At 72.0% G+C, this 26,820-nt stretch carries 23 protein-coding genes; 12 read left to right on the forward strand and 11 right to left on the reverse strand.

The window, feature by feature from the left end:
- Positions 1–109: 109 nt before the first annotated feature.
- The gene (locus ACZ6BB_RS25765; protein WP_471617528.1) at positions 110–1,114 is read left to right on the forward strand and encodes an EamA family transporter; all 1,005 of its coding nucleotides are present in this window, start codon (positions 110–112) and stop codon (positions 1,112–1,114) included.
- A gap of 64 nt (positions 1,115–1,178) precedes the next feature.
- Here ACZ6BB_RS25765 and ACZ6BB_RS25770 read toward each other — a convergent pair whose 3' ends face one another.
- Positions 1,179–1,952, reverse strand: coding sequence for a GntR family transcriptional regulator (locus ACZ6BB_RS25770; RefSeq protein ID WP_471617529.1), 774 nt, complete (start codon positions 1,950–1,952; stop codon positions 1,179–1,181).
- Positions 1,953–1,954: 2 nt separating this feature from the next.
- A complete protein-coding gene (locus ACZ6BB_RS25775; RefSeq protein WP_471617530.1) occupies positions 1,955–2,509 on the reverse strand; it encodes a GntR family transcriptional regulator in 555 nt (184 codons plus the stop codon).
- Between the two features lie 415 nt (positions 2,510–2,924).
- Between ACZ6BB_RS25775 and ACZ6BB_RS25780 the strand changes: the two genes are divergently transcribed.
- The 3 genes from ACZ6BB_RS25780 to ACZ6BB_RS25790 all read left to right on the forward strand — a co-directional run bounded on the left by ACZ6BB_RS25780 (position 2,925) and on the right by ACZ6BB_RS25790 (position 4,002).
- Positions 2,925–3,230, forward strand: coding sequence for a hypothetical protein (locus ACZ6BB_RS25780; protein WP_471617531.1), 306 nt, complete (start codon positions 2,925–2,927; stop codon positions 3,228–3,230).
- On the forward strand, positions 3,227–3,544 hold the full coding sequence (locus ACZ6BB_RS25785) for a hypothetical protein (RefSeq protein ID WP_471617532.1): 318 nt from the start codon (positions 3,227–3,229) through the stop codon (positions 3,542–3,544). The genes ACZ6BB_RS25780 and ACZ6BB_RS25785 overlap by 4 nt, the downstream gene beginning before the upstream one ends.
- A gap of 86 nt (positions 3,545–3,630) precedes the next feature.
- A complete protein-coding gene (locus tag ACZ6BB_RS25790) occupies positions 3,631–4,002 on the forward strand; it encodes a DUF952 domain-containing protein (protein ID WP_471617533.1) in 372 nt (123 codons plus the stop codon).
- A gap of 27 nt (positions 4,003–4,029) precedes the next feature.
- Here the strand turns inward: ACZ6BB_RS25790 and ACZ6BB_RS25795 are convergent, their stop codons facing one another.
- From ACZ6BB_RS25795 to ACZ6BB_RS25805, 3 genes are all read right to left on the reverse strand, one after another.
- A complete protein-coding gene (locus ACZ6BB_RS25795) occupies positions 4,030–6,228 on the reverse strand; it encodes a M48 family metalloprotease (RefSeq protein WP_471617534.1) in 2,199 nt (732 codons plus the stop codon).
- Positions 6,225–6,770: a hypothetical protein gene (locus ACZ6BB_RS25800; protein WP_471617535.1), complete on the reverse strand. Its 546-nt coding sequence runs from the start codon at positions 6,768–6,770 to the stop codon at positions 6,225–6,227. The genes ACZ6BB_RS25795 and ACZ6BB_RS25800 overlap by 4 nt, the downstream gene beginning before the upstream one ends.
- A gap of 492 nt (positions 6,771–7,262) precedes the next feature.
- The gene (locus ACZ6BB_RS25805) at positions 7,263–10,367 is read right to left on the reverse strand and encodes an FAD-binding and (Fe-S)-binding domain-containing protein (RefSeq protein ID WP_471617536.1); all 3,105 of its coding nucleotides are present in this window, start codon (positions 10,365–10,367) and stop codon (positions 7,263–7,265) included.
- 332 nt (positions 10,368–10,699) lie between these two features.
- Between ACZ6BB_RS25805 and ACZ6BB_RS25810 the strand changes: the two genes are divergently transcribed.
- The 5 genes from ACZ6BB_RS25810 (at position 10,700) to serC (ending at position 16,485) form a co-directional block, all read left to right on the forward strand.
- Positions 10,700–13,036 (forward strand): sensor histidine kinase, encoded by a 2,337-nt coding sequence (locus tag ACZ6BB_RS25810; protein WP_471617537.1) that lies wholly within the window; start codon positions 10,700–10,702, stop codon positions 13,034–13,036.
- Complete coding sequence (locus tag ACZ6BB_RS25815) at positions 13,033–13,548, forward strand: roadblock/LC7 domain-containing protein (RefSeq protein WP_471617538.1); 516 nt, start codon at positions 13,033–13,035, stop codon at positions 13,546–13,548. The genes ACZ6BB_RS25810 and ACZ6BB_RS25815 overlap by 4 nt, the downstream gene beginning before the upstream one ends.
- A complete protein-coding gene (locus ACZ6BB_RS25820) occupies positions 13,545–13,892 on the forward strand; it encodes a DUF742 domain-containing protein (RefSeq protein ID WP_471617539.1) in 348 nt (115 codons plus the stop codon). Before ACZ6BB_RS25815 ends, ACZ6BB_RS25820 begins: the two co-directional genes overlap by 4 nt.
- Entirely contained in the window at positions 13,873–15,156 is a 1,284-nt protein-coding gene (locus tag ACZ6BB_RS25825) for a cytochrome P450 (protein WP_471617540.1), read from the forward strand. Before ACZ6BB_RS25820 ends, ACZ6BB_RS25825 begins: the two co-directional genes overlap by 20 nt.
- 210 nt (positions 15,157–15,366) lie before the next feature.
- Positions 15,367–16,485, forward strand: coding sequence for a phosphoserine transaminase (gene serC, locus ACZ6BB_RS25830; RefSeq protein ID WP_471617541.1), 1,119 nt, complete (start codon positions 15,367–15,369; stop codon positions 16,483–16,485).
- A 99-nt stretch (positions 16,486–16,584) separates the two neighbouring features.
- On the opposite strand, the gene ACZ6BB_RS25835 is transcribed toward serC, so the two are convergent.
- The 4 genes from ACZ6BB_RS25835 to ACZ6BB_RS25850 all read right to left on the reverse strand — a co-directional run bounded on the left by ACZ6BB_RS25835 (position 16,585) and on the right by ACZ6BB_RS25850 (position 21,995).
- Positions 16,585–18,204, reverse strand: a complete 1,620-nt coding sequence (locus ACZ6BB_RS25835; RefSeq protein ID WP_471617542.1) for an alpha/beta hydrolase — start codon at positions 18,202–18,204, stop codon at positions 16,585–16,587.
- A 248-nt stretch (positions 18,205–18,452) separates the two neighbouring features.
- The gene (locus tag ACZ6BB_RS25840; protein ID WP_471617543.1) at positions 18,453–20,000 is read right to left on the reverse strand and encodes a cellulase family glycosylhydrolase; all 1,548 of its coding nucleotides are present in this window, start codon (positions 19,998–20,000) and stop codon (positions 18,453–18,455) included.
- Positions 20,001–20,157: 157 nt separating this feature from the next.
- The gene (locus ACZ6BB_RS25845; protein ID WP_471617544.1) at positions 20,158–20,979 is read right to left on the reverse strand and encodes an ABC transporter permease; all 822 of its coding nucleotides are present in this window, start codon (positions 20,977–20,979) and stop codon (positions 20,158–20,160) included.
- Positions 20,976–21,995: an ATP-binding cassette domain-containing protein gene (locus tag ACZ6BB_RS25850; protein WP_471617545.1), complete on the reverse strand. Its 1,020-nt coding sequence runs from the start codon at positions 21,993–21,995 to the stop codon at positions 20,976–20,978. Before ACZ6BB_RS25850 ends, ACZ6BB_RS25845 begins: the two co-directional genes overlap by 4 nt.
- Before the next feature lie 97 nt (positions 21,996–22,092).
- On the opposite strand from ACZ6BB_RS25850, the gene ACZ6BB_RS25855 reads away from it, so the two are divergent.
- Positions 22,093–22,953, forward strand: coding sequence for a TetR/AcrR family transcriptional regulator (locus ACZ6BB_RS25855; protein ID WP_471617546.1), 861 nt, complete (start codon positions 22,093–22,095; stop codon positions 22,951–22,953).
- Between the two features lie 74 nt (positions 22,954–23,027).
- Here ACZ6BB_RS25855 and ACZ6BB_RS25860 read toward each other — a convergent pair whose 3' ends face one another.
- Positions 23,028–24,071 carry a WD40 repeat domain-containing protein gene (locus ACZ6BB_RS25860; RefSeq protein WP_471617547.1) on the reverse strand — a complete coding sequence of 348 codons (1,044 nt, stop codon included), beginning with the start codon at positions 24,069–24,071 and terminating at the stop codon, positions 23,028–23,030.
- A gap of 225 nt (positions 24,072–24,296) precedes the next feature.
- On the opposite strand from ACZ6BB_RS25860, the gene ACZ6BB_RS25865 reads away from it, so the two are divergent.
- Entirely contained in the window at positions 24,297–24,986 is a 690-nt protein-coding gene (locus ACZ6BB_RS25865) for a GDSL-type esterase/lipase family protein (RefSeq protein ID WP_471617548.1), read from the forward strand.
- Positions 24,987–25,048: 62 nt separating this feature from the next.
- Here the strand turns inward: ACZ6BB_RS25865 and ACZ6BB_RS25870 are convergent, their stop codons facing one another.
- Complete coding sequence (locus ACZ6BB_RS25870) at positions 25,049–25,729, reverse strand: TetR/AcrR family transcriptional regulator (protein WP_046916906.1); 681 nt, start codon at positions 25,727–25,729, stop codon at positions 25,049–25,051.
- 108 nt (positions 25,730–25,837) lie between these two features.
- Here ACZ6BB_RS25870 and ACZ6BB_RS25875 point away from each other — a divergent pair, with 108 nt between their 5' ends.
- Positions 25,838–26,803: an NAD(P)-dependent alcohol dehydrogenase gene (locus tag ACZ6BB_RS25875; RefSeq protein WP_366887341.1), complete on the forward strand. Its 966-nt coding sequence runs from the start codon at positions 25,838–25,840 to the stop codon at positions 26,801–26,803.
- The last annotated feature ends 17 nt before the right edge of the window (positions 26,804–26,820 follow it).

The following is a 26,820-nucleotide window of genomic DNA, read 5'->3' on the forward strand; positions in this document are numbered from 1 at the left end:
TGCATGACTTAGTCCATTGCTGTGCACTTCAAAGTCACTCATACTGAACGATACGGCTCTCCGGCCCTGCTCCCCGCTCCGCACGCCCCGCTCTTCTTGGACGGCCCCCGTGACGCTCCCCCGCGCTGACCAGTCCGCCGCCGCCGTGCCCTCGCCACCGGCCGGCCTCGCCACCGGCGACACCCGCGCTTCGCGCGCTCCCGGCGGTCTGGGTGCCCTCGGGCCCGTCGGGCTGGTGCTGGCCGGCGGGATCTCGGTGCAGTTCGGCGGGGCGCTGGCGGTGACGCTGATGCCGCGGGCCGGGGCGCTCGGGGTGGTGACGCTGCGGCTCGCGGTGGCCGCGGTGGTGATGCTCGTGGTCTGCCGCCCCCGGCTGCGCGGGCACTCGCGCACCGACTGGGGCACGGTGGTCGTCTTCGGCGCCACCATGGCCGCGATGAACGGCCTCTTCTACCAGTCCGTCGCCCGCATCCCGCTCGGCCCCGCCGTCACCCTGGAGGTGCTCGGCCCGCTGGCGCTCTCCGTCCTCGCCTCCCGCCGGGCCGTGAACCTGGTGTGGGCCGGACTCGCCCTCTGCGGCGTCTTCCTCCTGGGCGGCGGAGGGGACTTCGGCGCCCTCGACCCGCTCGGCGTCGCCTTCGCCCTCGCCGCCGGGTTGATGTGGGCCCTGTACATCCTCTTCAGCGCGCGTACGGGCAGGAGGTTCCCGCAGGCCGACGGGCTGGCGCTGGCCATGGCCGTCGCGGCGGTGCTGTTCCTGCCGCTCGGCGTCGTCGAGTCGGGGGCGCGGCTCCTCGACCCGACGACGCTCGCCCTCGGCTCCGCCGTCGCCGTGCTCTCCTCCGTCCTCCCCTACACCCTTGAACTCCTCGCCCTGCGCCGCCTGCCCGCGTCCACCTTCGCGGTCCTGATGAGCCTGGAGCCCGCGATCGCCGCCACCGCCGGTTTCCTGATCCTCGACCAGGCCCTCGCCGCCACCGAGGCCCTCGCGATCGCGCTGGTCATCGGGGCGAGCATGGGGGCGGTGCGGACTCAGGTGGGGCGGGGGAAGGCGGGGCGGGGGAAGGCGGGGCGGGGGAAGGCGGGGCGGGGGAAGGCGGGGGTTCCGGGGTGAGGCGGACGAGACCGCACGCCGCACAGGACGGCCGCGCTGCCGGTTCGGGCAAAACTCGTTCGGGTCACTCGGGCGTGAACTCGTACTCCAGCTCGTAGAGATGGCCCGCCTTCACCATCACGGTCGCCTCGATCGGACGATCGTCGTCGCTGAAGACGACCCGAAGGGTACGCAGCACCGGCAGACTGCTCGGCAGATTCAAGGCCCGGTACTGGTCCTGGGTCGGAATTCTCGCGGAGACACGGTCGACGCTGCGGCGAGGCGGATGCCCCAGTGCCGCGAAGAGGGTGGGGGTACCGCCCTTGATCTTGCGTCGACCCATCAACTCCGTACCCCGGGCGATGCCCAACGGGTAGTAGGACCTGACGAGTTCGGCGGGCTCGTCGTCGATCACGAGCAGCTGGCTGCGGAGCAGGGCGGGTTCGCCCTCCGCAAGACCGAGGACCGCCCGGACGTCGGCGGGTGGACGGCACTCCACGACATGCAACAGGTCGCTGCGCGCTTTCGTACCGTGCTTGGCCGCCTCGTCCAGCCAACGGCAGGGACTCCCGGGCGCGGTCGGCGCCATGAGAACGGCGGGCCGCACTGCACGCTGCCGATGTTCGCGTACGGTGACCGCCGCTCCGGCCCGCCCCACGGCCAAGCCTTCGTCCTTGAGGAGTTGCAGTGCCTTCTGCACTGTGGCGTTGGAGGCGTCGAAGCGGGTCTTCAAGTGGGTGGTGGAGGGCAGTTTCGCTCCGGGCGGGAACTCACCGCTCATGATGTCGTCACGCAGGTCGGCGGCGATGCGCTCATGAAGGGATCGGCGGTCGGTGGCGTCGGGTTCAGCCTTGGGCATCGTCAACCGATCCCGTTGTCGACAGCGATTTCGTAGCGCAGTCGCTGGCTCAGCGCAGGCATGACCATACGGTCGACCTGGAGCGGTCGGCCATTTCGGTCGATGGTCACCCTGGTGAGTCGGAGCACCGGTTCGTCCGGTGCGGTCAGGAGTATTTCCCGCTCCTCGTCGTCCGGGTTGTCGGCGATCACGTCCTCGCGGACGACGGCGCCGACGTGGCCGAGCCGCGCGAGCAGAGTGACGGCCCCGCCGGGAATCTTGGCCGTTCCGGCGAGACCGGTACCGCGAGCGATGCCGACCGGGTAGTAGGTGTCGGTGAGTTCGTTCGGCCGGTCGTCGAGGAGGATCAGACGGCGGCGTACGACGACCGCCTCACCCTCGGCCAGACCGAGCAGCCGCGCCACGTCTGCGGGCGCCGCCACCTCACCGGCGTGCAGAATCCGCTGGGTGCCCCGGCGCCCCTGGGCCGCCGCGTCCGCACCCCAGGCGTCACCCTGCCCCTCCTCCCGTGGCGTCAGATACGGCATAGATGTGCTGACCCACCTGTAGGCGCCCATCGCGTCCTCCCGATCGACTGACGTGCCCACGGACCTTGCCGGTTTACACGGTAAGCGACTGAGTTCGTATGACTTACCGTCGAAACCTCTCTACTATTCCCGAATAGCGGTAAGGCTGTCCGCATGAATGCCCCAGAACAAAGGCATTGCCCCTCCGCTGCCCTGAAAACGAAGTCGGGCAGCGACACCCCTCGACGGCACATCACCGGAGTGCGCCTGTGAGGAACACCGACTGTGTTCCGGCAACCGCGACGTCAGACGTCCTGGCGCCGCCGACTGGGAACACCCCTTGCTGTCCTTGCGCTGTGGCTGCGACTGCCACGCAGGACGATCCGCTTCGGCACAGAAAGCCCCCGCGACGGGTGGAGCCGTCCGGGGGTGTGGTCATCGATGATCCGTGATGGGTGCCAATGACATGACCGACCTTATCGGACGCCTTCTCGCCTGGGCCGGCTTGCTCTCGAAGCCGAGCGGCAGACACCGTGCCGCTCCTGGCCCGCGTTCCCGGCCGATCGCCGCACCTCCCATCCTCGACACCTCACTGCCCGCCCACCGCAGCCCTTACGGCCTCCACGACATCCTCGACGGCACCACCACCATCGCCGTACGCCTCTACGTCACCGCCCATGAGCAACGGCAGCGGCGCCGCGAACTCGCCATGGCGGCCATGGGGTTCGACATGCCCGGTCCGTACTGGATCCATGGGACGGAGGTCGCGTGAGGGAACCGGGAGCGGAAGTCGGCACCGAAGCGTTCCAGCGATCTGAAGGCGAGGTGCGGCTGCTCCCCTGGACCGGCATCGAGGGCAAGCCGTGCTATCTCGTCAGCGACGGCCGCGGCGGACCGATCTCACGCCTCGCCGACACCACCGAATCCATCCAGCTCGGCATGGCCTCGGAACTCCTCGCCCATGCCCGAGGCATGCTGCCGAACGCCCTGCCCGGTGAACTCGGATTCCTGGCCGCCAGGTTGACCGAGGCTCTCGCCGACGCACTCCGAGTCGCCGAGAGCCGTGGCCAGCGCTTGGGTTCTTGAACTCGGACGACGCGTGCAGATCTGTCGAGTCCGGTGACTGCGGCGCTGTTCGTCGCGGTCACCGGGCACTGTTGTATAACCGCTCTGTGATCTACCACGTCGTCTCCCTGGATGCCTGGAACGCCCACCCCGACCAGCCGTACGCCCCCGCCTCGCTCCCGGCGGACGGGTTCGTGCACTGTTCTCCCGACGAGGCGACGACCCTGGCCGTCGTCAACGCCTTCTACCGGGACGCGCCCGAGCCGCTGCACGTGCTCGTCCTCGACGAGGAACGCCTGGCCGCCAGGGTGGAGTTCGAGGCGGCCGCCCCCGCTCCACCGCCGGGGGTCGGGGCGGACGTCCTGTTCCCCCATGTGTTCGGGCCCCTCGACCGCGACGCCGTCGTACGGGTCCTGGAGATTCGGTGGGACGCGGAGGGGCGGGCGGCGGGGCTCGGGGTGGGGGGCCCGGGGAGCTGAGGTATCTCCGGCGACCCGGCCGACCGTTCAGGGCGCGGTGCCCGTCGGGGGGAGGAACAACAGGCTGTCCCCGGAATGGAGGACCGCCAAGACGCCCGCCGCCGCGAGGACGGCGGCCAGGACGGGAGACAGGCCGGCCACCCACCGGCGACCGGGGCCGAGGGTGGGGAGGAGGGCCGCGGGGAGCGCGAGCAGGAGCAGGAGCAGGGCGAGCTGGGACAAGGGGTTGGTGGTGTAGAGGGCGGCTGCTTGGAGGGGGTGGTCCCAGGAGGGCAGGTGGCGCGCCCACATGACGGCTCCGGCGAGCGCGGCGGACAGCGGCGCTGCATACAGGGCGTCACCGAGGCCGGACGCTCCTTCGAGGGCGAGCAGGGCGGCCAGAGTGGCGAGTCCCGCGCAGGTCGCCGCCCAGCAGTCGAACTGGGTGGCGGACATGGAATCGCCCTGGGACAGCACCGGTTCGTACGCCCACCGAGCGGCCACCGCCGCGCCGGCTGCCGCAGCCACCGTCCACACCACGTACCGACCCGCCGTGGCCGCGGCGCCGGGCAGCAGGAGTGCCCGGTCGGCCCGCAGGGCGAGCCAGAGCGCGAACAGAGCGACAGCAGCCAGTCCCCACGCGGTGGAATCCGCCGAGGATGAGTACATGCCGCTGAGCGCGAGCGCGTCGACCGCCTTCCGCCAGCCGGTCACGTGGAGAAAGACGGCGCTTTCCTGCGCGATCCGCAGGGCGCCGGTGAACAGGACGAGGTTGACGCCGAGCGCTGCGCCCCATCCCCACCGTGAGCCGGGCGCGGCGCCGCCGCGACGGACCCACAGTCGGGCGAGAGCCGAACTCAGCGCACCCGCGCCCGCCACTGCACACGGCAGCGTCACGATCAGCGGCCACCTGCCTGAGGAACCGGCCCCGCTGAGGCCGGTGCTCTGCAACTGCGCCACGAGCCCCACAGGCGTGCTCGCTGCCAGGGCGAGCAGGGCTCCTCGGGGGAACGGCCCGGCACCGCGGTCGGCCGGAGTGCCGCGCCACACCGCGATGCCCCATCCGACCGACAGCAGCGATCCGGTGACCAGGGCGCTGAGCAGCTGCGCGGGCCTGCCGGTCAGCGATGTGCCGGTGAACCCGGCCTGAGCCAGATCGGCCACCGCGTTCATGACGATCGCGCTGAGCAGGCCGGTGATCGTGACGTCGAGCAGTGACACGGGAAGCGGCAGGCGCGCCTGCCGCACGGCGGCCAGTCGCCGGGCCGCCGTGGGGTGGGTCGCACGGGCGCGGTCCATCCACGACAGTGCCGGCGACGGCTGCCCGGTGAGCAGGGACTCCAAGGGCTCGTGAGTCCGGCCCCGCAGCGAGCGCAGGTCTGCTTCGTGCTCGCGCGAGCGCAGCACGTGTTGGGAGACCAGAGCGGCGGCGGTGAGCAGCAGCAGGGCCCGGCCACCGTACTCTCCCCAGAAGGACGTGCCGAGCACGGCGAACGTCCCCCGGTTGTCCTGGTACCGGTCCTGTACCGCGATGGTGACCGCCGGCACCAGCAGAACCGGCGCGAGCGCCCACCACACGCCGCGGGTCAGCCACACCAGGGTGACATCTCCCGCGGCCACATGTGCCAGCTCGTGCCGGAGGATCGCGTCGGCCTGCGCGGGCGGCAGGTCCCGTACCCCACGGGGCAGGACGATCCTGGTCCGACCCGGTCGGCCCGCGGTGAACGCTTCCTCAAGCCACACCGATCCCCACACCACGTCGGGCACCCGTCGGATGCCCATCTCCGACGCGGCCAGAGCCGCGCGGTGCTGCCACTCAGCCGGTGCCTTCACCAGCGGACCCGCCCGCCGCATCAACCGTCGGGGCAGCACCCACAGACTCGCCACCCCCAGGAGCAGCACCACGAACGACCCCGACAACGACACCAGGGCGAGTCGCTGCTGCACCGGCCGGGTGCAGTCCTGGACGTAGGTGTTGCGCGCGAAGTCCTGGCCAAGGCCCTGGCCGGGCACGGCCCGGATGGCCTCGTCGATACAGCGCAAGGTGGCCGACGCCCACGAGGTCCCCAGGAGTTGGTTGTGCATGATCTGCCCGGCGAAGGCGCCGGCGAGCAGCAGGACGGCCACCAGCAGCAGGTACCGGGCACCGGCCGGGGAGGTGACACCGGGCCAGTGCTGCGAGGTCGGGGGGCGGTCGGTGGGGGAGGGCGACGGTGCGGGAGGTCCGGAAGCTGCGACATCGGTCATAGGGCCTGGTCACCCCGTTGCCGTAGGACGTCCAGGATCGTGTCGGCAAGATCACGGGCCTTGGCCTCGTCCATGCGCATCCCCGCGGCCCAGGCTGTCAGCAGCGTGCGCAGTGCCCGTTCCTCGTCCGGGTCGAGCCCGGACGTGGGCGCCGTGTCGGTCACCACCGCCGCATCTGCCGCAGCTGTCTCCCCGTCCTGCGGAATCACCGGGGCCGCCGTGTGCGCGCGGCGTTGTTCGAGCAGACGGGTGAGCTTGCGGCGGGTGGCGTCGCTGATGACGTCGAGTGCGCCGTTGGCGGCCCGTTCGGCCACGACCCCCACCAGCAACGACACCAACGGCAACACGTAGGGGATGGCCGACTGCAGGACGACGCCGCTGCCCACCTTGGGCCTCAGCCGACGGGACCGCAGGAGGCCGTGGGGGTCCTTGCGGAAATCCGCCAGCATCGGGTCGAACTCGGCCCCGTCCTCGGGATGGGCCGAGTCGAACACCTCACGGCTGAACCGGGTGAACACCTCCCAGCCCCGCACGCTGTTCACGTCCGCATGGTCATCCGGCAACGGAATGCAGATCGTCGGCTGTTCGGCCCTACGCCATCGGAACACGATGCCCCCACTGGTTGCCCGTCAGCCCCCTTCCGGGCGCGACGGCGAATTTCGCGACAACGTAGCGACACGGACACCACCAGTGACGGCATTTCGGCAGAACTGCACCTGTAGCGGGCCTCCGCAGGGCAAGGGCCGGACCTGGCGCTCCTTGCGCATACCTCACACGCACGCGGTGACAGGCGTGACTGTTTGCTCTCCCGGCTGCGGGGAGATCTCGAAACCTCGGAGCAGTGGGTGCGGGGGCAGGTGCGCACGCTGGTGGAGCGGGTGTGCGCGTCCACGGACACACGGAGCCTCCCTCGGCGTGGGACACCCGGCACTGACCGCACGGCGTGGCGACCAGCCCGGGACAGGGGGCGAACGTCCCGCATCACCGGGCGCCCGCCCGGTGGCTCGGAGCGGCTCGGTGCTGCAGGAGCTGTTTCACCCGCGCTCCTCGTCCAGCCCTTCCGCCAGCACCTCCGCCAGGTGCAGCCCCCGTCTGCCCGCCAGCTGCTCCAGCTGTGTCCGGCACGAGAAGCCGTCCGCCAGGACGAGCGCGTCGTCGGACGCGTCCCGTACCGCCGGGAGGAGCTGGTCCTCCGCGCAGGCGACGGAGACCTCGTAGTGCCCCTTCTCGAAGCCGAAGTTGCCGGCGAGGCCGCAGCAGCCTCCGCTGAGGTCGCCGGTGAGACCGGCGGCGGTGCGCAGGCGGCGGTCGGGGGCGTCGCCCAGGACCGCGTGCTGGTGGCAGTGGGTCTGGCCGACGACCGGGCGGCCGATGACGGGCGGGGTCCAGTGCGGGGCGTGGCGTTCGAGCGCCTCCGCGAAGGTGAGGACCGAGGCGGCGAGCCGGTGGGCCCGGGGGTCGTCGGGGAGCAGTTCGGGCAGGTCGGTGCGGAGCGTCGCCGCGCAGCTCGGTTCGAGGACGACGACGGGCAGGGCAGGGGGAGTGGGTCCCCGGTCCTCGTCCGGCGGTCGACGCCGCGCCGCCGGGCTCGTGGGCGCGTCGAGCACGTCCAGCGTGTCGAGGGTGCGGCGCAGCACCGCGCGGGCCCGGTCGAGCTGGCCCGTCGAGATGTAGGTCAGCCCGCAGCAGACCCGGCCCGCGCGCGTCGCGAACGGCGGCCGGGGGAGCCGTGCCCGGGTGAGGGCGGCCTCCTCGCCTCCGGCCTCCCGTCGGATCGCGTCCGACCGCCGTGCCCGGGCGGGCCCCCTCCTCGTCGACGGCGCCGGCGGCACGATCACTCGCAGACCGGCCGCCTCCAGCACCTTCAGCGCCGCCTGCCCCACGGACGGCGAGAGGTGTTCCGTAAAGGTGTCGGTCCACAGGAGGACGGTGGTGGGTCCGGCCGGTGCCGCGCGCTCCTCGTCCGCCGGCTCCGGCCTCCTCCGCTCCCCGGGCGACCGCTCGTACCACCGCGTGAACGGCACCCTCGCGAGCCGGGGCAGCTCCCGCTCCCGCGCGATCCCGCCCAGCCGTTTCGCGAGCGCGGCCACGGGGCGCACACCGGCGAGGAGGTTGACCAGTGCGGCCGTGCGCGTGCGTGCGACCAGGCCGAGCCAGAGCGGCAGCCGGCCCATCGTGTGGTGGGCGGCCGGGCGGCGGCGGCCGGCGTAGTGGTGGTGGAGGAACTCCGCCTTGTACGTGGCCATGTCGACGCCGACCGGGCAGTCGGAGCGGCAGCCCTTGCAGGAGAGGCAGAGGTCGAGAGCGTCCCGGACCTCCGGTGAGCGCCAGCCGTCGGTGACCACCTCGCCGGCCAGCATCTCGTGCAGCAGGCGGGCCCGGCCCCGGGTGGAGTGCTCCTCCTCGCCTGTCGCGCGGAATGAGGGGCACATGACGGCTCCGGACGCCGGACTCACCTCGGTCGTCCGGCACTTGGCGACGCCCACGCAGCGCCGGACCGCCGCCGAGAAGTCCCCGCCGTCGTCCGGGTAGGCGAACTCCACCGGCACGGGTGTACGCGGCAGGACCGCGAAGCGCAGGTTCGCGTCGAGGGGGGCCGGGCGGACGAGCATGCCGGGGTTGAGGAGGTCGTCGGGGTCCCAGATCCCCTTCACCCGCTCGAACAGCCGGACCATCTCGGGCCCGTACATCGTCGGCAGGAGTTCGGCGCGGGCCTGGCCGTCGCCGTGTTCGCCGGAGAGGGAGCCGCCGTGCGAGGTGACCATTTCGGCCATTTGCTCGGAGAACCGGCGGAAGCGGGCGATGCCCGCCGGGGTCAGCAGGTCGAAGTCGACACGGACGTGGATGCAGCCGTCGCCGAAGTGGCCGTAGGGCGTGCCCCGCAGGTCGTGTGCGCGCAGCAGGCCCCGGAAGTCCTTCAGGTAGGCGCCGAGCCGGGCCGGTGGCACCGCGCAGTCCTCCCAGCCCGGCCACGCCTCCGTGCCGTCGGGCATCCGGGTCGCCGTACCGCTCGCGTCCTCGCGGACGCGCCACAGCGCGCGCTGGGCGGCGGGGTCCGTCACCACGAGCGCGCCGGCGGCCTCGGCCGCACGGACGATCGCGGCGGCGTGCGCCCGCGCCTCGGCGGGCGTGGCGCCCCCCGTCTCCACGAACAGCCAGGCCCCGCCCGCTGGGAGGCCGGCCGTCCCCGGCGGGACGAGGTCCGCGGCCATGCCCTCCACCGTGAGCGGGCGATGCGGCAGCAGGCCGGGGGCCGCCTCCGCCGCCGCGCTCTCGTCGGCGTACGCCAGGACGGCCAGGGCACGCGCGCGGGGTGCCTCGACGAGACGTACGACCGCTTCCGTGAGCACGCCGAGCGTGCCCTCGGAGCCGCAGAAGGAGCGGGCCACGTCCGAGCCGTTCTCCGGGAGGAGGGCGTCGAGGGCGTAGCCGGAGATACGGCGGGGGAGGTCGGGGAAGCCGGTGCGCAGGCGGGCCAGTTCTCGCTCCACCAGCGGGCGCAGGCCGGCCGGCGCGCCCGCCCAGCCCTGCCCGAGCCGCCGCGCCTCGCCCCTGGCGTCGGTCACCGACAGTGCGCGCACGCTGTCGGCCGTCGTGCCCCAGGCGACCGAGTGCGAGCCGCAGGAGTTGTTGCCGATCATGCCGCCGAGGGTGCAGCGGCTGTGGGTGGAGGGGTCGGGGCCGAAGCGGAGGCCGTGCGGGGCCGCGGCCTCCTGGAGCCGGTCCAGGACCAGGCCCGGCTGGACGACCGCCGTGCGCGCCCGGGGGTCGAGGGAGACCAGTCGGTTCATGTGGCGGGTGAAGTCCAGCACCACGCCCGTGCCCGTGGCCTGCCCGGCGATCGAGGTGCCGCCGCCGCGTGCGACGACCGGGACACGGTGCTCCCTGCACACGGACAGGACGGCCGCCACGTCGTCCGTGTCCCGGGGCGCGACCACGCCCAGCGGCACCCGCCGGTAGTTGGACGCGTCCATGGTCATCAGCGCGCGTGCCGTCACGCCGAAGGCGGCCTCGCCGCGCACGCCGGCCGCCCGCAGCGCGGCCGGCAGCGCGGCCCGCAGTGCCGCCGCGTCCGCGTCACCTGCCGTGTCCCGCGCGGCCGCGCCTCCCCCGCCCGTCCTGCCCCCGAGTTCCGTCATGCGTCCCAGGATGCACCCGACCACTGACAGTGACGGTGAGGCGACGGCGTGACGGGCGGAAAGGCGGCGCGCCGCTCACCGGGGACGTTGGCTTGATTCCGGAGAGCTAACCGGAAACCGGCCAACCCCCGTCACGAACTCCCATATAGTGACGCCCAATTGAGCACCAGACGTCGCTTCTCGTTCAGGGACCGACCGAGTTACCGAATCCAGGAACCGACTGAGTTACCGAGTTCAGAACCGACCGAGGACACCAGCCGATGACCGCGCCCAGCTCCCCTCGCTCACCAGGCGAACGCCCCGCCCCGCGCTCAGTCCTTCCCCTTCCCCTGGTGACCGCCCTGCTCTCCGTGACCGCCGCCGGGGCCGCGGTCGCGGTGGCGCCCCAGTCCGTGCGCCTGCCCCTCGCCGGGGGCGCCGGCGCGGCGGTGCTGCTGCTCACGGCCGCCGTCGCGGTCGCCGTGCACGCGCGCGTGTCGGTGCGCCTGCTGCGTCACCGGCTGAACGCCGTCTCCCAGGAGGCCGGTCTGCTGCTGCGGGAACGGGCGCGGACGGCCGAGGAGTTCGCGCAGGAACGAGGGCGGCTGACCGAGGAGTTCGTCCAGGAGCGGGCGCGGATCGCGGCCGAGTTCGCCCGGGAGCGGGTACGGCTGACGACGGAGTCCGAGCGCGAGCGCGCACGGCTGTCCGACGAACGGGACCGTACGGCGGAGGAGATCACCCAGGAGCGGGCTCTGCTCGCGGAACGCGCCAGACAGGCCGAGACCGAGCGGTCCGCCCTCCTCGCCGTCACCGCCAACGTGGCCGGCCGGATGCAGGCCCTCGCCACCGGCACGCTCGCCGACCTCCGTGCCATGGAGGAACGTCACGCCGACGAAGACGTCCTCGCCGACCTCCTCCACCTCGACCACCGCACCGCCCAGGCGGGCCGTCTCGCCGACTCCGTCGCCGTCCTCGCGGGCGCCCGTTCGGGCCGCCGCTGGGCGCGCCCGATCCCGATGGAGTCGATCCTGCGCGGCGCGATGGGCCGTATCGGCGCCTACCGCCGGGTCCGGCTGCACTCCTCCAGCGAGGCCGCCGTCGCCGGTCACGCCGCCGAGGGCGTCATGCACGCGCTCGCCGAACTCCTCGACAACGCGGCCAACTTCTCACCGCCGACCGCCGAGGTCCATGTGTACGTCGAGGAGGTCCCGGCCGGCGCGATCATCTCCGTCGAGGACTCCGGACTCGTCATGGGGGACGTCCAGCTCCGGCGCGCCGAACGCGCCGTGTCGGGCGAGGCGACCGAACTGGCGAGCCTGTCCGGCACCCGTCTCGGCCTCGCCGTCGTCGGCCGCCTCGCCCGCAAGCACGGCCTGCGGATCTCCTTCCGCCCGTCCGCGCGCGGCGGCACGGGCGTCCTGATGCTCATCCCGCAGGACGTCCTGGCGAGCACGATCCCCACGGCCCCCACGACGGCGTCTCCCACGAGGTCCGCGCCCCCGCCCCACGCGGGCGTGCGCGCCCCGCACGACCTGGACCCCGAGCCGACGCCCACCCACGAGTTCCCGACGGACGCCCCCGCCGCGCCCGTCGCCGACCCGGTGGCCGACGCCCTGATCGACTCGCTGTCCGGCTACCGGTACGGGACACCGACGCCCTACCCGGCCGCCTCCGGCACTCCGGACGCCTCGGACACTCCGGCCGGCCCGTCGACGTCCGGTTCCTCGCCGGGCTCCCCCTCCGGCTCACTGTTCGATGCGCCGTTCGGTTCCTCGTCAGGTTCGCCGTTCGGTTCCTCGTCGGGTTCCGCGTCGGGTTCGTCGTTCAGCTCGTCGCTCAGCTCCGAATTCGGCACCGGGGAGTACGAGTTCGGCTCCGGCAGCACGCCTGGGCCGGGCGCCCCGGACGTGACCCCCGCCCCCTCCGACGGCCTCCCCCGCCGTCGGCGCGGCCAGTCCCTCGCCGACGCGGAAGCCCGTACCCAGGCCGCCGCCGACGCGGCCGGCCGGCCGGTACGGGCCTCCCGGCCCGCCGAGGACGCCGGCAGCGGGGCGGTCCGCTTCAGCAGCTTCCGCCGCGCGGTGCGTGGCACGGGCGGCGGGCTGGACCAGGCGTTCGTCCAGGGAACGGCCGCTGGGGACGAGGACTCCCCCGACGTGCCCGACACATCGGCCGGACCGGAGCCGGCCGCCGCCCTGGAACCCGTACGGGACACCGCCCCGCCCGCCGAGACCGTGCGGCAGCCGGAGCTGGAGCCCGTACGGGAGCCCGAGTGGAACGCGGCGGCCGGTGCGGCGTGGGAGACCGGACCCGAACCCGTACCGGAGGCGGCCTGGGAGCCCGGGCCGCCCGTGCGGGAGACCGGATGGGCGCCCGAGCCCTCGCGGGGACTCGCGTGGGAGCCGGAGGCGGTGAAGGAGGCGGCCTGGCAGGCGGAGGCCGCCGCCGAGCTGCCCTGGGCGCCGGACCCCGCACGGGAGGCCAGATGGGAGCTGGATCCCGTACGGGAACCGGCCTGGGAACCCGTACGGGACGGCCGCCCCGCCCCGGACGGCGACACCGCCTCCGCGTCCCTCCCCGCCCCGTCCTACCCCGACCCGGACCCGGCCCCCGACCCGGCCGGAGAGCGGCTCCCCGCCCCGGACCCGCGCACGCACCCCCACCTGGAAGGCGACCACACCCCATGACCGGTACCGGTATCGGCACCACCGCCGACGACAGGCTCACCTGGCTCATGGAGGGACTGCTGGAACGCACGCCGGGTGCCCGGCACGCGCTCGTCCTCTCCCGGGACGGCCTGAGGCTCTGCCGTACACCCGAGCTGTCCGTCGACCGGGCCGACCAGCTCTCCGCGATCGCCGCCGGCATCCAGTCGCTCTCCCACGGGGCGTCCGTGGAGTTCGGCGACGGCAGCGGAGGCGTGCGCTCGGCGATGGCGGAGTTCCACGGCGGGGTCCTGTTCATCGTGGAGGCGGGCGAGGGCGCGCATCTGGCCGTGGTGACGGACGAGGACGCCGACCCCGGTCTCGTCGGCCACAACATGAGCGAGCTGATCGAACAGCTCGGCGAGCACCTGAGCACGAAGCCGCGTCACCGGGCCGGCGCGGGACCGACGAACACGACGATCACGGGCGGCGCCGCCGCTGCGCACACCGCTACGACGACCGCGGCTACGGCTCTGGCGCCCCGTACGTCATGAGCCGGCCCGGCAGGGACGACCTGCCCGACCGGCTCTACACGCTCACCGGGGGACGCAGCCGTTCGGCCTCCGGAACATCGTTCGACCTGATGACCCTGGTGGTGGCCGAGAGCCAGCCGCTGCCGGGCATGCAGTCGGAGCATGTGGCGATCCTGCGGCTGACGGAGCGGCCGACGGCGGTCGTGGAGATCGCCGCCGAGCTGCGGCTGCCGGTGAGCATCACGAAGGTGCTGCTCTCCGACCTCCTCGCGGCCGGCCGGGTCAGTGCCCGGCATCCGAACCACGCCACGCTGATCGATCCGGACATCCTGGAGCAGGTGCTAGTTGGACTTCGCAACCTCTGAGAACGGCGACGACCGGCCGTTCCCCACGCCTCCGCCCCCGCCGTCCGCGTCCGTCCCCGTCCCCCTCCTCGGTGCGCGCTTCCGGGGTGCGCCCGCCCCGCTCTACCGGGATCTGCGGCGGGAACACGGCGAGGTGGCCCCCGTACTGCTCGACGGGGGCGTACCGGCGTGGCTGGTGCTCGGCTACCGCGAACTGCACCAGGTGACCAGCGACCCGGAGCTGTTCAGCCGGGACTCCGGGCTGTGGAACCAGTGGCGGAGCATCCCGGCCGACTGGCCGCTGCTCCCCGTGATCAGCCCGCAGCAGCCCTCGGTGCTCGGCACGACCGGCGAACGGCACCGGCAGCGTGCCGCGCTGATCGGGGAGGCGCTGGAGGCGGTCGAGCCGCTCGAACTGCGCGGCCAGGTCGAGCGGTTCGCGGACGAGTTGATCGACGGGGTGTGCGGGGCGGGCGCGGCCGATCTGGTGGGGCAGTTCGCGGCGCCCCTGCCCGTACGGGTGCTGGCGTACCTCTTCGGTTTCCGGGAGGACCACGGCCCCGGTCTCGTGGCCGCGCTGAACGACATCCTCGACGGGCAGGACCGGGCGATGGCGGCGGAGGGATATCTGCGCACGGCGATGGACCGGCTGGTGTCGGAGCGCCTGCGGCAGCCCGGCGACGACGTGGTCTCCCGGCTGCTGGCGAGAGCGCGCGCGTACGAGGTGACGGTCGAGGAGGTCACCCACGACGTGATGGTGATGCTGGCGGTGGGGCACCAGCCGACCGCCGACTGGATCGGCAACTCCCTGCACCTGATGCTGACGGACGACCGTTTCGCGGCGTCGCTGTTCGGCGGTCGCAGCAGTGTGGCCGAGGCCATGAACGAAGTGCTGTGGGAGGACGCGCCGATCCAGAACGCGGCCGGGCGCTGGACCACCCGTGACACCCGGCTCGGCGGCCGGCTGCTCCGGGCGGGCGACCTCGTGCTGCTCGGCCTGCAGGGGGCCAACTCCGACCCGCGTGTGCGGACGCGGGGGGACGCGCTCACCGGGGGCAACAACGCGCACTTCTCCTTCGGCCACGGTGAGCACCGCTGCCCGTTCCCGGCCCAGGAGACCGCCGAGGTCATCGCCCGTACGGGTATAGAAGTCGTCCTGGACCGACTCCCGGACCTGGACCTCGCGGTCCCGCCCACCTCCCTGTCCCGACGCACGTCCCCCTGGCTCCGGGGGCTGGTGGAACTGCCGGTGCGGTTCTCACCGGGGAGGGTGCGCGGGGCTTGACGCCGGGTCTGTCGCCCCCGCCGCCCCTACCCGTCCCTCCTCCAGGGGCCGCGCCCCTTCGCCCCCCGAGCCGCGGGCCCGCACCCGCCCACGCCCACGAAACCCGCACCCCCGAGCTACCAGGCACCCGGCCCTGGCAGCGCGGCGCCCCGTCTCACCCGACGGACGACGTTTCGCCCGCGTTTCGCGGAGCCGCTAGGCTCCATGCCCGTGGCTGATATCCAGATCCCCGCTGACATCAAGCCCGCCGACGGACGTTTCGGCGCGGGCCCCTCCAAGGTGCGGACGGAGGCGCTGGACGCGCTGGCCGCGACCGGTACCTCCCTGCTCGGCACCTCCCACCGCCAGGCCCCGGTGAAGAACCTGGTCGGCCAGGTCCGCGACGGCATCAGCGAGCTGTTCTCGCTCCCCGAGGGCTACGAGGTAGTCCTCGGCAACGGCGGCTCGACGGCCTTCTGGGACATCGCGACCCACGGCCTGATCGAGAACAAGAGCCAGCACCTGACCTTCGGCGAGTTCAGCTCGAAGTTCGCCAAGGCCGCGAAGCTCGCCCCCTGGCTCGCCGAGCCGACGGTCGTCTCCTCCGACCCCGGCACGCACCCGGAGCCGGCCGCCGAGGCCGGCGTCGACGTCTACGCCTTCACGCACAACGAGACGTCCACCGGTGTCGCCGCCCCGCTGAACCGCGTGGCCGGCGCCGACGAGGGCTCCCTCGTCCTGGTCGACGCCACGTCCGGCGCCGGCGGCCTGCCCGTCGACATCGCCGAGACCGACGTCTACTACTTCGCCCCGCAGAAGTCCTTCGCCTCCGACGGCGGCCTGTGGATCGGCGTCTTCTCCCCGGCCGCCATCGAGCGCGCCGAGCGGATCCACGCCTCCGGCCGTCACATCCCGGAGTTCTTCAGCCTCCCCACGGCGATCGACAACTCCCGCAAGAACCAGACGTACAACACCCCGGCGCTGGCCACCCTGTTCCTGCTCGACCAGCAGCTGAAGTGGATCAACGGCCAGGGCGGTCTGAGCTGGTCCACGGCCCGCACGAAGGACTCCTCGACCCGCCTCTACACCTGGGCGGAGGAGAGCAAGTACGCGAGCCCGTTCGTCACGGACGCGGCCAAGCGCTCCCAGGTCATCGGCACGATCGACTTCTCGGACGAGATCGACGCCGCCGCCGTGGCCAAGGTCCTGCGCGCCAACGGCATCGTCGACACCGAGCCCTACCGCAAGCTCGGCCGCAACCAGCTCCGCGTGGCCATGTTCCCGGCCATCGCCCCGGACGACGTCGAGGCCCTCACCCACTGCGTCGACTACGTGATCGAGAAGCTGTAACACTGCCTCGTACGACACCGAAGGGCGCCCGGCAGCGTGTGCCGGGCGCCCTTCTCGTCACCGATACGGGGCGATGCCCGCGCCGTTACGGGGCGATGCTCAGCCTCGGAAGCCGAGTATGCCGTGCAGGGTCTCACCGCTCGTCGCGGCGTTCCCCGGTGCCGTGCCGAGCGTCGACTGCGCCGACTGCTCCGCGGCCGCCGGCTTCGGGTCGGCCAGCTTCTTGCAGGTGGCGTCGGCCGTGCCCTTGCCGTGCGGCACCTTGCCGTTGGTCAGGTACGTCGCCAGGTACTTGTCGAGGCAGCTGTTGCCGCTCAGCGAGATGCCGTGGTTGCCGCCGCCCTGCTCGACCACCAGGCTGGAGTTCTTCAGCAGCTTGTGGACGGTGACACCACCCTGGTACGGGGTGGCCGCGTCGTCCGTCGCCTGGAACAGCAGCGTCGGAGGCAGCTTGGAGTTGGCGATGTTCACCGGCTTCAGCGACTTGGTCGGCCAGAACGCGCACGGCGCGTTGTACCAGGCGTTGTTCCAGGCCATGAACGGGGCCTTCTCGTAGACCGCCCAGTTGTCCTTGGTCCACTTCTTCCAGTCACGCGGCCAGGACGCGTCACGGCACTGCACCGCGGCGTAGACGCTGTAGCCGTTGTCACCGGAGGAGTCGATGGCCGCGAAGTTCTGGTACGCCTCGACCAGCGGGTCGGAGTTCTTGTCCCCCACGTAGGCGGCGAACGCCTCGGCGAGGAACGGCCAGTAGCCGTTGTAGTAGCCGCCGGGGATGAAGGTGTCCTCCAGCTCCGAGGCACCCACCTTCACCGAGCCGCCCACCGGCTTCTTGGCGAGCGCGGCACGCATGGCGTACCACTGCGCCTCGATCTTCTTCGGGTCGGTGCCGAGCTTGTAGGTGGCGTTGTTCTTGGCGACCCACTTCATGAACGCCTTGTGGCGCTTGTCGAAGGCGTAGTCCTGGTCGAGGTTGTCCCGGTACCAGACACCCGTCGGGTCGACGATCGAGTCCAGCACCAGGCGCCGCACCCGCGACGGGTACAGCTTGGCGTAGACCGCGCCGAGGTAGGTGCCGTACGAGTAGCCGAAGTAGTTGATCTTCTTCGCGCCGAGGGCCTTACGGATCGAGTCCAGGTCCTTCGCGGCGCTGATCGTGTTGATGTACGGCAGGACGTCCTTGTACTTCGTGCCGCACGCCTTGGCGAAGGACTGGGCGCGCTTGACGTTGGCCTTCTCGATCGCGGACGTGCTCGGCACGGAGTCCGGACGCACCGGGTCGAAGTAGCCCGGCTTGCAGTCCAGCGCGGGCTTGCTCGCGCCCACTCCACGCGGGTCGAAGCCGATGACGTCGTACTGCGACGCCACCTTCTTCGGCAGCGAGGAGGCGACGAACGACGCCAGACCCGTACCGCTGCCACCGGGGCCGCCGGGGTTGACCAGCAGCGGGCCCTGGAACGTCTTCGAGGTGTGCGGCACGCGGGACAGCGCCAGCGTGATCTTCTTCCCGCTGGGCTTCGCGTAGTCGAGCGGCACCTTCACCGAGCCGCACTGCAGCGTCGGGGAGCTGTCGGTGGCGCACTTCTTCCAGGCGACCTTCGCGACGGCGGCCTGGACGGTGTTCGCGGAGGGCGACCCGCTGGCGTTGGCGGGTACGGCGCTGAGCGTCCCGGCCAGAACGACGCCGGCGCCGCACAGCACGGCTGCGCTTCTTCTCATGAAGTTCTCTCTGAACGATGGGGGGTGCAGGTCCGCGAGGTTCGCGGCCCAGGCCGCATGGTTCCTGAAGAGGGCGCCCCGCAATAACTCATTCGACCAAGACTTGACCGAATTGAGTCAATGCTTACTCTCAAGTGACTCACAGAAAGGGGCGGTTGCACCAATCCGGACAGTCATCGCGGTGCCCCACCCCGCCGTCGACGAGGGCGCCCGGTGGGTGCACCGAGCGCCCTCTCACCCCCCGCTCGTCACGTGGCCGTACAACTCACACTCGGCGCACCCCCGCCCCCGGGCGCGCCCCCGAAGCCGAAGCTCGCCGAGCCGCCCGCGGCGACCGTGCCGTTGTGCGCGGCGTTGGTCGCGGTGACCGTCGCGCCGCTCTGGGTGTACGACGCGTTCCACATGTTCGTCACCCGCTGGGAGCCGGGCCAGGTCCAGGTGACCTTCCAGGAGGAGAGGGCGGTGGTGCCGGTGTTGGTGACCTTCACCTCGGCGTTGAAGCCGCCGCCCCAGTCGCTGCTGACCGTGTACGCGGCCGTGCAGGCGGGCGTGCCGCCGCCCGGGTCACCGGGATCTCCCGGGCCACCGGGGCCGGTGCCCCCGCCCGGCGGGAAGCCCGGAGCCTTGACGCTCGCGAGATAGCCGTCCTTGACGGTGTCCACCGTCTGCCAGTCGTCCTTCAGGATGCCGCCGGTGTCACCGGAGTTGGGGTTCCAGGACCAGAAGGTCCAGTGGAAGGAGTCGTTGCCGTGGGCGGAGGTCGAGCGGAGGTAGGTGACCAGGGCGGCCAGCCACTTCTGGTCGGTCGTGGACTGGAGCGTCGTACCGAACTCGCCGACCCACACCGGGGCGATGTTCTGCTTGAAGATGTAGCCCCAGTACTTGTCCCAGATGCCCGGCATGTTGGCCGGGAAGGACGGATCGCTGAACCAGTCCTGCTGGGCGACGCTGGTGGCGTAGTCGTGGGCCGAGTACACCACCCGGTTCGCCACGTCGAGTTGCACCGGGTACTGCGCCACCCCCATCAGGTTGCCGCCCCACCAGCCCGAGACGCCGTTGAAGGTCTGGACGCCCTCGACGAGGATCAGCAGGTCGGGGTTGACCGACAGGACCGCGTTGCCGGCGCGCTGGGCGGCCAGGCGCCAGTCCCTGGCCGTGTCGCCGCAGCCCCAGCAGGCGGGGTCGTGGGGCTCGTTGTGGAGGTCGATGCCGACGACCGTCGGGTTCCCCTTGTAACGGGTCGCCAGCGCCTTGAGGTTGGTGATCCACGTCGTCTCGGGAACGGCCGAGGTGTACCAGAGCGCCGACTGCCCCGCCGCGTCCGGACGGTGACGGTCGAGGATGACCTTCAGTCCGCTCTGGCCGGCGTACGCGACGATCTTGTCCAGGACCTGGAGCGAGGTCAGGCCCTGGAGGTCGGCGTTCTTGCCGCCGGAGTGGTTGATGCTGTCGGGCATGGTGCCGGGTTTGAGGATGTCGTCGCTGTAGGGCATCCGGAGGGTGTTGTAGCCCAGCGACTTCATCTGGTCGATCATGCTCTTGTAGTCGCGGGACCAGAGGCCGTGGGGGACGTGGTTGGCGGTCTCGAAGCCGAACCAGTTGATGCCGGCGATCCGGACCGACTGGCCGCTCGCGTCCAGGATCTGGCGGCCGCTGGTGCGCCAGTAGCCGGCCCCGGCCTCGGCGGCATCCGACGCGGTGGCCGCCGACGCCGGGTGCGCGCCGCCGGCCAGGGGCAGCAGCAGGGCGGCGGCCGCGCACAGGGCGCCCAGGGTTCTCCGTAAGCTGCGGAACATGTCGCTGCTTCCTCCTCGGGAGGGGCGGGCCCGGAATCGATGGGAGCGCTCCCATCACCCGCACTCCCCATGGAAACAGATCACATGGACACGTCAAGGCGTCCGGCGCCACCTATGCGCCGGACGCCCCTCACGCATCCGCGGACCGTCCGTCGGATCAGCTGCTGAGCTTCCTGAAGCGCCGCACGGCCAGCGGCAGGAAGACCAGCGTCAGCACCAGCGGCCACACCCCGGCCATCAGCAGCGCGTTCCGCTCGACCCAGGCGTCACCGCCGCCGGCCGGCGTCCCGAACAGGTCGCGGGCCGCCGCGGCCGTGGAGGAGACCGGGTTCCAGGCGGCGACCCAGCCCAGCCAGTCGGGCATCAGCTGTGGTGCGACGTAGATGCTGGAGATCATGGTCAGCGGGAAGGCGACCGCGAACAGCCCGCCCGCCGCCTCCGGGTTGGGGACCAGCAGGCCCAGCCAGACACCGATCCAGATGAGGGCGAAGCGCAGCCACAGGAGCAGGCCGAACGCGGCCAGGAAGCCGAGGCCCCCGTCCGGGCGCCAGCCCATCGCGACCGCCGTCAGCATCATGATGGCCAACTCCGCGCAGGCGACGAGCAGATCGGTCAGACCGCGCCCGGCGACCACCGCGGACGGGGCCATCGGCATGGAGCGGAAGCGGTCGATGACCCCCTTGGTGGAGTCGTGGACCACCAGCGTCGCCGTGTTGATGAACCCGAAGGCCATCGTCATCACGAACATGCCCGGCATCAGGAAGTCCCGGTAGTCCCCGCCGCCCGGCACCCGCACGGCGCTGCCGAAGACATAGCCGTACAGCAGCACGGACAGGATGGGAAAGCCCAGCTGCCAGGCGATGTTGACCGGCTGGCGCCGGTAGTGGGTCAGGCCCCGGCGGACGATGTTCCAGACGTCGGAGAGCAGCCAGTACGTACGGCCGCGCCCGCTCGGCGCGCCCAGGTCGACGGCGGTCATGCGGCGTTCCCCTTCCCGGCGTTCCGGATGTCTGCCCCGCTCCCGTCCCCGCTCCCGGCGGTTCCCGGCTTCTCCGCGCGGTGACCGGTCAGGCGCAGGAACACGTCGTCCAGGCTCGGCCTGCGCAGGCCGATGTCCACGACCCGTACACCCTCGTCCTGGAGGGTGCGGGCCACCTCGGTGAGGGCCGCGACGCGGTCGGTCACCGGCGCGTGGACGCGCGACTCGGTGTCGTCCGACTCCGGTTCGCCGTCCGAGACCCGGGCGACGGCCTTCACCGCGCGCGGGATGTCGGCGCGCTCGGCGACGACGACCTCGACACGGTCGCCGCCGACCGCGCTCTTCAGCCCGTCGGGGGTGTCGTCGGCGATGGTCCGCCCCCGGTCGATCACGGTGATGCGCGAGGCGAGCCTGTCCGCCTCCTCCAGATACTGCGTGGTGAGCAGCACGGTCGTGCCACCCGCCACCAACGCCCGTACGGATTCCCAGACCTCGTTCCGGCCGCGCGGGTCGAGGCCGGTCGTCGGCTCGTCCAGGAAGAGGACGGCCGGGGTGAGGATCATCGAGGCGGCGAGGTCGAGACGGCGCCGCATACCGCCGCTGTAGGTGCCGACGCCCTTGTCCGCCGCGTCGACGAGGTCGAACTGGTCGAGCAGCTCGGCGGCCCGCGCCTTCGCCCGCCTCCCGCCCAGGTGGAAAAGCCGCCCGAACATCTCCAGGTTCTGCCGGCCGGTCAGCACCTCGTCCACAGCGGCGTACTGACCGGTCAGGCCGATCCTCGCCCGCACCTCGCGCGGGTGCCGGACCACGTCGATGCCGGCCACCTCCGCCCTGCCGCCGTCCAGGCGCACCAGCGTGGAGAGGATGCGGACGGCGGTGGTCTTGCCCGCGCCGTTCGGGCCGAGCAGGCCGTGCACCGTGCCCTCGCGCACGGCGAGGTCGAATCCGTCGAGCGCCCGCTTCTCCCCGTACCGCTTCTCCAGCCCCTCCGCCCGGACCGCGTGTCCCTCGGTCATGAGTCCCCCTTCAGACGCCGGACAAGAACTGGGTACACCGTACCCGATTACGCGTACGACGTACCCAGTTTTTTCGCGAGGACCTAGACTCGGCCACATGACAAGGGGCAGGAGCGGTACGGCGGGCGGCGCGGCGGGCGGGACCGCGGACGGTACGGAGACCAGCGGCAGCGGCGACATCGTCCGCACCCAGCAACTGCTCTGGGACACCGGCCCGCGCCCCAGCCGCGGCCCGAAGCCGGGGCTCACCCTGGACCGGATCGTGGAGGCGGCGATCCGGGTCGCCGACACGGAGGGGCTGCACGCCCTGTCCATGCGCCGGGTCGCCACCGAACTCGGCACCGGGACCATGTCCCTGTACCGCTACCTCCCCGGCAAGGGCGAACTGCTGGACCTGATGCTCGACCGAGTCCAGCGGCCCTCCGAGGACCCCGCCGACCTCGGTGACGGCGGCTGGCGCTCCGCCCTGGAGGCCATGGGCCGCACGACGCTGACGCACTACCGCCGGCACCCCTGGCTACTGCAGGTCAACCAGTCCCGCCCGGTCCTCGGGCCGAGCGCGCTCGACGGCATGGAGAAGGTGCTCACCCGCATCAAGTCCATGGGGCTGACCGACCCCGAACTGATCTCCGCGATCATCGTCGTGGACAGCTATGTCGTCGGCGCCGCCCGCACCCAGCTCTACGAGCGGGAGGCCGAACACCGCACCGGTCTCACCGACGCGGAGTTCTGGCAGGCCCAGGCGCCCGTCCTCGAACAGCTCATGCTCTCCGGCCGCTACCCCCTCCTCGCCGGCCTCTCCGAGGACGCCTTCGGCGCGGACTTCGACCACTTCGAGTTCGGCCTGCAGCGCGTCCTGGACGGGCTGGAGATGCTCGTGACCCGTCGGCGCGCGGGCGCGGAGGCCGGTGAGGCGGCGAAGGCCGCAGAGGCCGATGAGGACGCAGAGGACGGGTAGGTGACTCAGGAGGCCAGGAGGCCCAGGAGGATCAGCAGACCGAGGAGCCCCGGAGGATCAGGCGGATAGGAGGCTCAGGAGGAGGGGCGCCGCAGCCGCCTGAAGCCCCATACGACGACGACCCCGCCGGCCACGGCGAGCGCGCCGAACTTGAAGGTGGAGCCGGTCCCTTCGCCGTCCGCCCCGGTGGTGCCGGAATCCTTCCCGCCGGAGGACGACGAGCCGGAGCCGCCGCTCCCGGAGCCGCCGGGCACGTCCCGCGCGACGACCGAGCTGCCCGCCCCCTCGCTGCCGTACATGACCTTCGAGCCGTCGGTGGCGAAGGTCACCGACTCGCCCTGCCGTTGCAGGGGCACGTTCAGCCGCTCGGCCTTCTTGATCTTGCCGCCGTTCCAGTCGTAGAGGATGCCGCCGAAGTACGCGCGCAGGGCGAGCTGCTTGCCGTCCGGCGAGAACGCGCCGTCGGTGACCTCCAGGTCGGGGACGGAGGCGACCTTCTTGAACACGTTCGTGCCGGAGGAGGAGAGGTCGGCCGGGCCCTCGTACAGCGATCCGCCCTCCTCGTTCTTGTCCGCGATGTAGACCCGCCCGGTCTTCGGATGCACCATCAGCGCCTCCGCGTCCCGCGCCCCGTCCTCGTACTTGACCACGTACTGCGTGGCCTTGATCGTCTGGTCCTTCAGCTCCTTCGGCTCCGGGAGTTCGTAGATCCAGACGTACGCCCAGGTGCCGCCGAGGTTGTCGCCGATGTCGCCGACGTAGATCTTGTTGCCCGGGCCCATGGAGATCGCCTCGACGTCACGCGGGGTGCCGACGCCCGTCATCGTCACCGTTGCGACCGTCTCGCCCGTCTTGCTGTCGACGGCGTAGAGGAACGCTCCGTCGTCGCTGTCGTTGTGGGTCCAGTAGACCCCCGGATGCTGGCGCGACGCGGCGAGACCGCTCGACTCGGTGATCCGGGTGTCCTTCATCGTGAACCCGTCCTCGTCGGCGGCCGCGGGCGCGGCCGGGAGGGCGGCGAGCAGGACCGCGGCGAGACCGGCGAAGCCGGCGCGGACCGCGCGGGGCGCGCGGAACCGGCGGACGGGGTGAGGGTGGTTGAGGGGGCGACGGCGCATGGGCCCAAGCCTGCCATCTCGCTCCGTCGGGTGGGGTGGGGGAGCGCCGTGGGAGTGGGCGGAGCGCCGTGGGAGTGGGGGACGTGGTCGGGTGCGGGGTCGGTGGGGGTTTCTCGCGCAGTTCCCCGCGCCTCTGGAGGGCCTGGGGCCCACGTGGCGGGGTTCACAGGGGTCTTCTGCGTCGAGAGGTCGTACCGGTCGGTAGCGATCGTTCATGATGTGCGGATGCTCAGGTTCATGCCCGTAGGCGACTCCATGACGATCGGGAGCGCGGGCGAACACACGTGGCGCTACCGGCTCTGGCAGCACCTGCGCACGACGTACGACGGCCCCTTCAAGATCGTCGGACCGCGCGAGACGCTCCACGACAAGGCGACGGACGCGCCGACGTCGTACGAGTACGCCGGGACCGACCCCCGCTTCCCCCGCGCCCACCTCGCCGGCTGGGGCGAGGGCTGGCTCCACATGGCCCCGTTGATCGCCGACGCGGTCCGGGGCCACCGGGCGGACGTGCTCCTCGTCTCCCTCGGCCTCATCGACCTCGGCTTCTACACCAACGCCGAGCAGACCGCCGAGAACACCCGCCGCTTCGTCGAGGCCGCCCGCGAGGCGAACCCGCACGTCCGCATGGTCCTCCTGCCGGTCACCCCCAACGTCCGCGCCGAGTCCGACGCCCCCTTCGCCGCCCAGGTCGCCCGCTTCAACGAACTCCTCGCCAAGACGGCCGCCGACCTCGACGAACCCCGTTCCCCTCTCCTCCTTGCCTCGCCACCCCCGTCGTACGACATCCACTGGGACACCTACGACGGCACCCACCCCAACGCCTCCGGCGAACACAAGATCGCGGCGACGTTCGCGAACGCGATGTACGAGGCGTGGGACCTGGGGGGACCGTACGAGGAGGCGCAGGGCTAGGGTCTGTTGCGAAAGTGGCGCGGTCGCTCGAAGGGCGGCCACGCGGCAGGCGCCGCTTCGTATCAGGCTCTGGAGGGTTGCTGTCCCTGGGAGCCGTGGGCCGCGAGCGGAAGACTGCGCAGCGACAGTGCGCTCGGCGCCGGCAGCGCTCCGTGGGCCGCCTCGGCGCGGAACGACTGGAGCAAGTAGGCCACCAGACGCCGGGACGCCGCACGGTCACCCGGCAGTGCGGTGACCAGACCGCAGTGGGACAACAGGGCTACGGCAAGGTCGGAGGGGTGGAAGTCAGCCCGCAGCGCGCCCGCCGCCTGAGCCCTGCGGACCAGGGCCATGAAGTCCCGCTCGGCCTGTTCACATACTCGCGCGTGTTCTCGCGTGGTGTCCGGAAAGGCCGAGACGAACGCGGCCGGGAAGCCCCGTTCCTCCCGTTGTAGTTCGCAGACCGTCTCGACCAGCCGCTGGAAGCCCTGCCACGGATCGGGGTCGGCCAGCGCCTCGGTGAGCGCCTGAGCACAGGTGTCCGTCTGGTGCGCGAACGTGGCCCGCACCAGGGCGTCCCGCGTCGGGAAACGCCGGTACAGCGTCGCCACGCCGACACCCGCCCGCCGGGCCACGGTCGCCATGGGCGCGTCGATGCCGTGCTCGGCGAAAACCACGCGGGCAGCCGAGAGGATGCGCCGCCGGTTGCGCCGGGCGTCCGCCCGCAGACTGTCCTGCCCCGCGATCCGAGAGGATTCCCCCACCACTGTCTCTCACCTCCGGTCAACTGGACGATCTCGTCCGCTTGCCAGCCTACGCTCGGCGCCACGGTCCCCCCGCACGGCCACTGTGGCGAAGGTGAGAACACAACGATGGACGACCGCACGATGAGAGCCGTACTGTTCGACCGCTTCGGCGGCCCCGAGGTGCTGTACGTGGGCCGGGTGCCACGCCCCGGACCGGCACCCGGCGAGGTCCTCGTACGCGTGCACGCGTTCAGCGTGAACGGCGCCGAACTGGCCGCCCGTTCCGGTCGGCTCCGCCTCATCACCGGCCGAAAATTCCCGCAGCGCATCGGGCTGGACTTCACTGGCGAAATCTCCGCACTCGGCACCGGCGCGACTGGCGTAGCGGTCGGCGACCGGGTGTGGGGCGCCCTGGGCCGCAACTCCGGATTCGGCAGCGCCGCCGAGTACGTGACGGTACGGCCCGAGCGGCTCGGCCGGGTCCCGGACGGGCTGGACCTCGTGGCCGCCGCCGCACTGCCAGTGGCCACCACGGCCGTCACGGCTCTCCGCGACAAGGCCGCACTGAGCCCCGGCGAAGGGCTGCTCGTACGGGGCGCGGCGGGCGGCGTCGGCAACGCCGCCGTCCAGCTTGGACAGGCGTACGGCGCCGAGGTCACGGCCCTGGCCCGCGCTGCCAACCTCGACTTCGTCCGTACGCTCGGTGCCCACCACGCCGTCGACCACCGGAACGTGTCCCCTGCGGAACTGGGGTTGTTCGACGTGGTCCTCGACACGGCGGGCACCGACCTGCGTACCGTACGGCGGTTGCTGAAGCCCGGCGGACGCATGGTCACCATCGCCTTCGACCTGACGCGGCCCGCCGCCTCGCTGGGCTACATCGCAGCCAGCGCCGTCCATGGACGCGGCCGGGTGCGCTTCTTCAGCGGCAACCCCGAACGTGCGCTCTTCGACGACCTGGCCCGCCAGGTGACGGAGGGGAAGCTGCGGCCGGCGGTGGACACGGTCTTCCCGCTGGAAGAGACAGCATCGGCACACCGGGCGCTGGAGGCGGGCGGGGTGCGGGGCAAGTACGTGGTCAGGGTCGACTAGGGTTTGTTGGGAAGGTG

It is taken from the genome of Streptomyces sp. NPDC041108 (assembly GCF_055592645.1).